7 protein-coding genes are annotated in these 5,759 nt (G+C 59.9%); 4 read left to right on the top strand and 3 right to left on the bottom strand.

Annotated features, from left to right (window positions below):
* Positions 1-209 precede the first annotated feature (209 nt).
* Positions 210-875: a hypothetical protein gene (locus tag CCR94_RS24845; protein WP_158254549.1), complete on the top strand. Its 666-nt coding sequence runs from the start codon at positions 210-212 to the stop codon at positions 873-875.
* Entirely contained in the window at positions 857-2,800 is a 1,944-nt protein-coding gene (locus tag CCR94_RS00195; protein ID WP_146089764.1) for a hypothetical protein, read from the top strand. Before CCR94_RS24845 ends, CCR94_RS00195 begins: the two co-directional genes overlap by 19 nt.
* Positions 2,801-2,818: 18 nt before the next feature.
* Here CCR94_RS00195 and CCR94_RS26275 read toward each other — a convergent pair whose 3' ends face one another.
* Together CCR94_RS26275 and CCR94_RS24265 are read right to left on the bottom strand one after the other, a co-directional pair.
* Positions 2,819-2,944 carry a hypothetical protein gene (locus CCR94_RS26275; protein ID WP_275112795.1) on the bottom strand — a complete coding sequence of 42 codons (126 nt, stop codon included), beginning with the start codon at positions 2,942-2,944 and terminating at the stop codon, positions 2,819-2,821.
* A 141-nt stretch (positions 2,945-3,085) separates the two neighbouring features.
* Positions 3,086-3,340, bottom strand: coding sequence for a hypothetical protein (locus CCR94_RS24265; RefSeq protein ID WP_146089763.1), 255 nt, complete (start codon positions 3,338-3,340; stop codon positions 3,086-3,088).
* A gap of 464 nt (positions 3,341-3,804) precedes the next feature.
* On the opposite strand from CCR94_RS24265, the gene CCR94_RS00185 reads away from it, so the two are divergent.
* Together CCR94_RS00185 and CCR94_RS26270 are read left to right on the top strand one after the other, a co-directional pair.
* A protein-coding gene (locus CCR94_RS00185; RefSeq protein ID WP_104505886.1) for an IS630 family transposase occupies positions 3,805-4,943 on the top strand; the annotation gives its coding sequence in 2 pieces (ribosomal slippage) (positions 3,805-4,243 and positions 4,243-4,943; 1,140 coding nt in all).
* 279 nt (positions 4,944-5,222) lie between these two features.
* Complete coding sequence (locus tag CCR94_RS26270; protein WP_275112794.1) at positions 5,223-5,345, top strand: hypothetical protein; 123 nt, start codon at positions 5,223-5,225, stop codon at positions 5,343-5,345.
* A 168-nt stretch (positions 5,346-5,513) separates the two neighbouring features.
* On the opposite strand, the gene CCR94_RS25555 is transcribed toward CCR94_RS26270, so the two are convergent.
* A partial coding sequence (locus tag CCR94_RS25555) for a hypothetical protein (RefSeq protein WP_206605733.1) occupies positions 5,514-5,759 on the bottom strand: 246 nt, incomplete at its 5' end.

Genomic DNA, 5,759 nt, shown 5'->3' with positions numbered 1-5,759 from the left:
ACCCGGACGCGCGACGGAACGTTGCGGCCAACCTTTGAACGCGGGTTTCCGGGACTGGCCGGCAACAACACGGATAGCGCTATTCAGGCCGAAGCGGCACGACCGCCCCACACTTTGGCGTGCTCCCCTCATTCGCTCCGGCCAGGAGAGACAGGCAATCAAATTCCTTAATGACTCTAACGTAAACTCATGTCGAATTAGGCTTCGACATGGGTTTTGACTTAGATATCAACATTTCCATCCAACGTGCGCAGGGTTTCTCCATGTGGGAGATGGGGAGCGGGTTGACCGCCGTCGTCGAGTTCGCGCTGCTGTCCGGCGGCGACCGGTTGCTATATCTCGCCACGCTCAACTCCTTGACCCGCACCTTTGACCTGCCGCCCTTTCTCGCCAACATGGCCAGGTCGGTTCTGGCAGCTTCGTTCGTTTTCCTGATATCACGAAAGCATATCCGCCATGGCGTGGATAAAGCTGTGCTGCTGTGCTTCTTCGCCTACAGAGGCTATGCGATCCTGATGATTGCCCTGGCCTCTCGGCGGCCATGGTCGAATGCCTCGGCCGCTGGCCTGCCCTTGCAGGTCAACGCGCGCAGGACGTTATCATGGCCAAGGTCATCATCACGCCTCCGCAACTCTTTCTTAATTTCGTCGTCTCCCGCTCCATTTCGGCGCCGGCGCCGCGCAAGATTGAAAGGGAATGACCGTGGCGCACCTTTTGCTCGTGACGCCGATGGCCGGGCGCGGTTCGCATGCTTCGCCAAAGTCTTTGATCAAGCTGCACGGCCCTTTTTCGAGACGTGGAGCCCTCAACCGGATGACCGAAGGCCGCTTCCGCACCGGACTGGGAGACCTCGTAGATGTCTAACATCACCGTAACGGCGCACGATGGCGAGCGCCGCAAGCTTTCGGCAGAAGGCCGTACGCCAGCGGTGGGGAGAATGGAGGTCCGTTCGACGGGACGCGTCGACTTGCGGGCGGAGCCGGGTGGGGCCGCCAGGATCGCTTCGGGAGTCCCGGTCCTGCTCTGCCGTGTGAGTGGCATGATTCCGAGTCTGCGTCGCATTCTGTTCGTGCTATGGACGCTGTTGCTCATCTGGATCGTAAGCCCGGTCTTCACCGCTGTGAACCTGGAAGCCTACACGGCGCGCCTTCAATCGATGGCTGCGCAGTTCAACGGGCCGGGCGTGCTCGATTACGACCGTCTGATGCCGCTGCATGTCGAATATCTTTATCTCACGCGCAGCGGCGTCGTCTTTCTGCTGGCCGGCTTCAACCGGCTGTTCGGTCTTTTTCCCGACCTCGGATTTAGGCTTCTGACCCTCACCAGCTTTGTGGCCGTAGTCCTCGCGTCGGCGACCTTCGCGCGAACATGGGGCGCCCTGCGTTATCGTTTGACGATCCCGATCCTGCTGCTGATTCCGGGCGTGTCGCAGGTCGCCTACTACTTCAACGACAACATCGTTTCCGCCGCTTTCAGCGCCTGCGCCTTCGCCTTGATTATTCCGGCCTCGACATGGCGTCGTTTCGCTGGTGCGGGAATTCTGATGGCCTGCGCCATTTCTTGCCGGATCGACGCGACGCTCGTATTGCCTTTGCTTGGTCTCCTTGCAGGCCTGCCTTCGTCTAAGAATTACCGACTGGTCCTCTCGCGCTGGTGCGGGCTTGCCGCCGGGCTCGGCGCGACGCTTGGCGCGGTTTCGTGGTTCGGCGACTTCAGTTTTGCCGATGCGGTTGGCGTGTCCAAGTATTTTCGAAGCCTCCCTGTCTATGCGAGCGGTTTGAATCTATTCAACTTGATCGCATATTTTGGGATCGCGATGGCAGCCGTCGTCGGCGCGGGCTTTGTTCAGTTCGGAGCTCGGTGCTTGCGGCGCAAAGACAATTTGCGACTGCTCGCATTCGTCGTCGCGCCGCTTTGCATCACGGCGCTCGCCGCCGTCTTCCTGGGCTCTAGTGTGCGGTATGGCTATCCGCTCCTCACGCCCTTTTACGCCCTGTGCGCCGGCTGGGCGGTGCGGATGGGATTGGCCGATTGGCGCGCAGGCAAGATGGGCGCCTATGTTCTGGCGCCCATGATCGGCGTGATAATCGGCGTCATGCCGGCAAATGTGCTTTACGAACAGGAAGGTCCGCAAAGCGTGACCGGACAACTCTGGAATCCGCTATTGTGGTGGCGGTGGCAACAGCCGATCCGGGATTCCGCTGAAAAGGCGCAAGCGCTCGTCACCGCAAGTGAAAAATCGCGGCTCACGCTGGTCATCGCCACGCATTACAATGACGACGCCTATTTGCGCGAGCGACTGATCTATTCGGGCTTCACGGAGCATGTCGCCGAAGAGGCCCTCCCCGGATGTAACGGCTTCTTCGTCTTCCAGAAAAATGGCGCGACCCTTGTCGATATCCGCACCGACGATCTCTATGGCGTGGCGAGGTTCACTCTAAGGCCATTCATTGGGCGCAAGCCTGCATCCAACGGCGTAGTGGCTCTGCCGATCGCCAATGCGCTCGCTTGTCCAGACCTGGGGAATCCGGATGCGATTTATCTGACCGCCTATGAAAACACTCCAGAATGGCTTCCACCCGCGCTCTTTCCGCCGTCGGTCCTCGATCGGGTGACCGACCGGGTGACCCTACAGGTTCTGCCGCTCACGCACGATGAACTCGCCGAACTGAAAGGACGCGCGGACACGATCGCGCCGCAGTTGATCACCACGGACGGGCGACCCATCGACTACTCAAGGGTTCTCAGCCTTCACAAGGCGCGCTATCTGCATCGCGATCCGCATTGGCCGCGTGTATGATGGAAATGCCATAGGCTGTCAGATCAGGGCGTTGAAAAACGTGAAGGCGCGCACCGGCAGCTTGGTGCACACCGACATGCGGCGCTCCGGGAACGCCGCGCGCAGCCGCCTCAGAACATCCCGCCAAGTCAGTCCAGAATTCAAGCATGACCGCGCCCGCATCGCGCCGGCCCCAGGGATGAAGTTCCAGAGAAACCAAGGCGGATGTCCTTACCGCGTGAAAAATGCCTTTCGATGGCGGCAGAGTCGATCCAGGCGCGACCGCTGAAAGTGTCCATCCAGACGTCAGCGGCGCTGGCGTAATTCGGCAGGGGATGTTCGGCCTGCGACGAATTCCACGGTTCTATGTCGCTTTCGCGCGCGAAGGCGCGCAGGCCAGCCGCGCAATCGGCCAGCATGTCGGGCGAAGGTGAAATAGTCCAGAATGCCGAATCGCGCGATCAAAGGCGTGAGGCGCGGCTGCAATCCGGCGTCCTTGACGTTGAGCGCAAGTGTCGCGTTGCATTTAATCGCAAGATTCCGATGAATTTCGCGATTCATTGCACTTATCATTGCACTTAAATTTGAGACAAAAACGGGGTTCCATCCCACAATTGCAGCAATTGTGAGACCGTCTGGTGGCGGCGCATTCCGGCCGACATCTGCGCGACAATCTTGTCAAATTGGAACCGGTAGCCTCCGATGGTCGCATTTGAGTCCCACTTGGCCGTGTTTTTATGGCGGGTTCAATGTCGCTCACGAGGAGAATCCTTGGTCCAACAAGGGCAACCGAGATTCTTACATAAAGTACAATCGGCCAAGCGAAAATCTCAAAATTAAGTACAGCGTCTCAAATTAAGCGCAATACCTAAATAATTGCAATTAAGTAACTTTGGTGTCTCACGTTTACGCGCAGCGTGACAGCCGAATCCGCTCTAGTGGCGTCCGTCGTTGCCTTTGATGACAATATCTGAATCTCTGTCGCTTTGCAGGAGCGATGGAGGCGATTCGTGTCCGGAAGAGAAATTGCCGTCAAGAAATACGTGATCCGTTTGAGCGCGGCGGAGCGCAAGAGGCTGTCAGCGTTCATCAACTCCGGCAAGCGCTCGGCGCAACTCGTGACCAAGGCGCGCATCTTGCTGAAGGCGGATGTGTCGGACGCCGGCGAAGGCTGGAGCGACAGCCAGATCGCCGCGGCCCTGGACACCAGCATCGCCAACGTCGAGCGGACGCGTCGGCAATTGGTGGAAGAGGGTGTCGAGGCGGCGCTGGTCCGCAAGTACAATCCAAGCTGCGCGCCGAGGCGGATTTTCGACGGCGCGGCGGAAGCCAAGCTGATCGCCCTGGCCTGCGGGCCGGCGCCAGAAGGCTACGCCAGATGGACGCTGAGCCTGCTCGAACAGAAGGTGGTCGAGCTGAACATCGTCGAGAAAGCAAGCGACAATACGATCGGGCGCACGCTCAAAAAAACACGCTCAAGCCGCATCTCAAGCAGCAATGGGTGATCGCGCCCGAGGCCAACGCGGCCTTCGTCGCCGCCATGGAAGACGTGCTGGACGTCTATCAGCGCCCGCATGATCCGAAGCGTCCGCTGGTGTGTTTCGACGAGACGTCGAAGCAGATGATCAAGGAGACGCGCACGCCCATTCCGCCCGCGCCCGGACGCAAGGCGCGCCACGATTACGAGTACGAACGCAACGGCGTCGCCAATCTGTTCATGATGTTCGCGCCATTGGAAGGCTGGCGTCACGTCAAGGTCACCGACCGCCACGCCGCCGTCGATTACGCTCACGCGCTCAAGGATTTGCCGGACGTACATTTTCCGGACGCGACGAAGATCGTGCTGGTGCAGGACAATCTTTCGACGCACACGCCAGCGTCGCTCTACGCGGCGTTCGCCGCCGCCGAGGCGCGACGGCTCGTCGAACGCTTCGAGTGGCATTTTACTCCAAAGCATGGGAGCTGGCTCGACCTGGCGGAATCCGAACTCGGCGTTCTGGCAAGCCAATGCCTGGATCGCCGAATCCCCAATAAGGAGAAGTTGATCAAGGAGGTCGCCGCTTGGCAGGCCAATCGCAACAAGCAATGCGCGCAAGCCGACTGGCAATTCACAACCGAGGATGCGCGCATCAAGCTCAAGCGACTATACCCCCAGTTCCAGTGACTCGCGTCACTAGCCGCCAGGTCGTCGTCGCGCATCCAGCCGACCTCGATGGGCCAGCCGTGAAGGGACGACGCTTCGAAATCGAGCGCGGCCAGCGTGACGCCCGCAATCGCAAGGCCCTGCTCTTTGAAAACCAAGCGATCCTCCCTCGATGCGCCGACCGCCCTATGGATCGAACGAAGCCGCAGATCCCCGCGAAGCTTCCCGTCGTGACGTCGGCGCCGCCGCTTCGTCCCCGTTGTCATTTCAACGCAGCCCCTTGTCGCTGACGCCAGACCGATGACGGAAATCCGCATCGCCCTGGTCGCGCTCATCGACATGAAATTGAAGGCGCTGTTCCCGACCGAAAGCACCAGGCTGGCGTGGCTGATCAACACGAGCAAAGCCGCGATCTTCAGCTGACGCGCGCCGATCGATTTCGTCCGGAACAGTTCGCGCGAAGCAATCACGACCGTCAGCGACTTCCTCGATACGCTGAACGACGGGATGTCGACGAGCAAACAGCGGCGCCGAAGGAGCAGCTTAATCGTCGCTGTGCACACTGGCGATCGTTTTCTCTCACATAGAACCCTAGGGCTCGATGGGCCGCGAATGACGCGCTTCTCTCGCCGCCGCTGCTTCAGCCTTGCGAAGAGCGGACTCGTTTACGCGCCAGTCGAGACCGGGTTTCGTCGTTGTTCCGTCCGGCCTGAGCGTATGGACGACGCGGCGGTCGTCGTAGCAATAGGTAGAGCTCGCGTGGTAAAACTCGTTTTGCTGGCAAGCGGCGGCAAGAGCGGCCTCGGTGTTCTGTGCGTAGTAGGCATGAACCCAGGA

The sequence above is a fragment of the Rhodoblastus sphagnicola genome, assembly GCF_002937075.1.
Taxonomy (GTDB): Bacteria; Pseudomonadota; Alphaproteobacteria; order Rhizobiales; family Beijerinckiaceae; genus Rhodoblastus; species Rhodoblastus sphagnicola.
The sequence above is the reverse complement of the archived record's forward strand: the minus strand, read 5'-3'. Positions and strand labels throughout refer to the sequence as shown.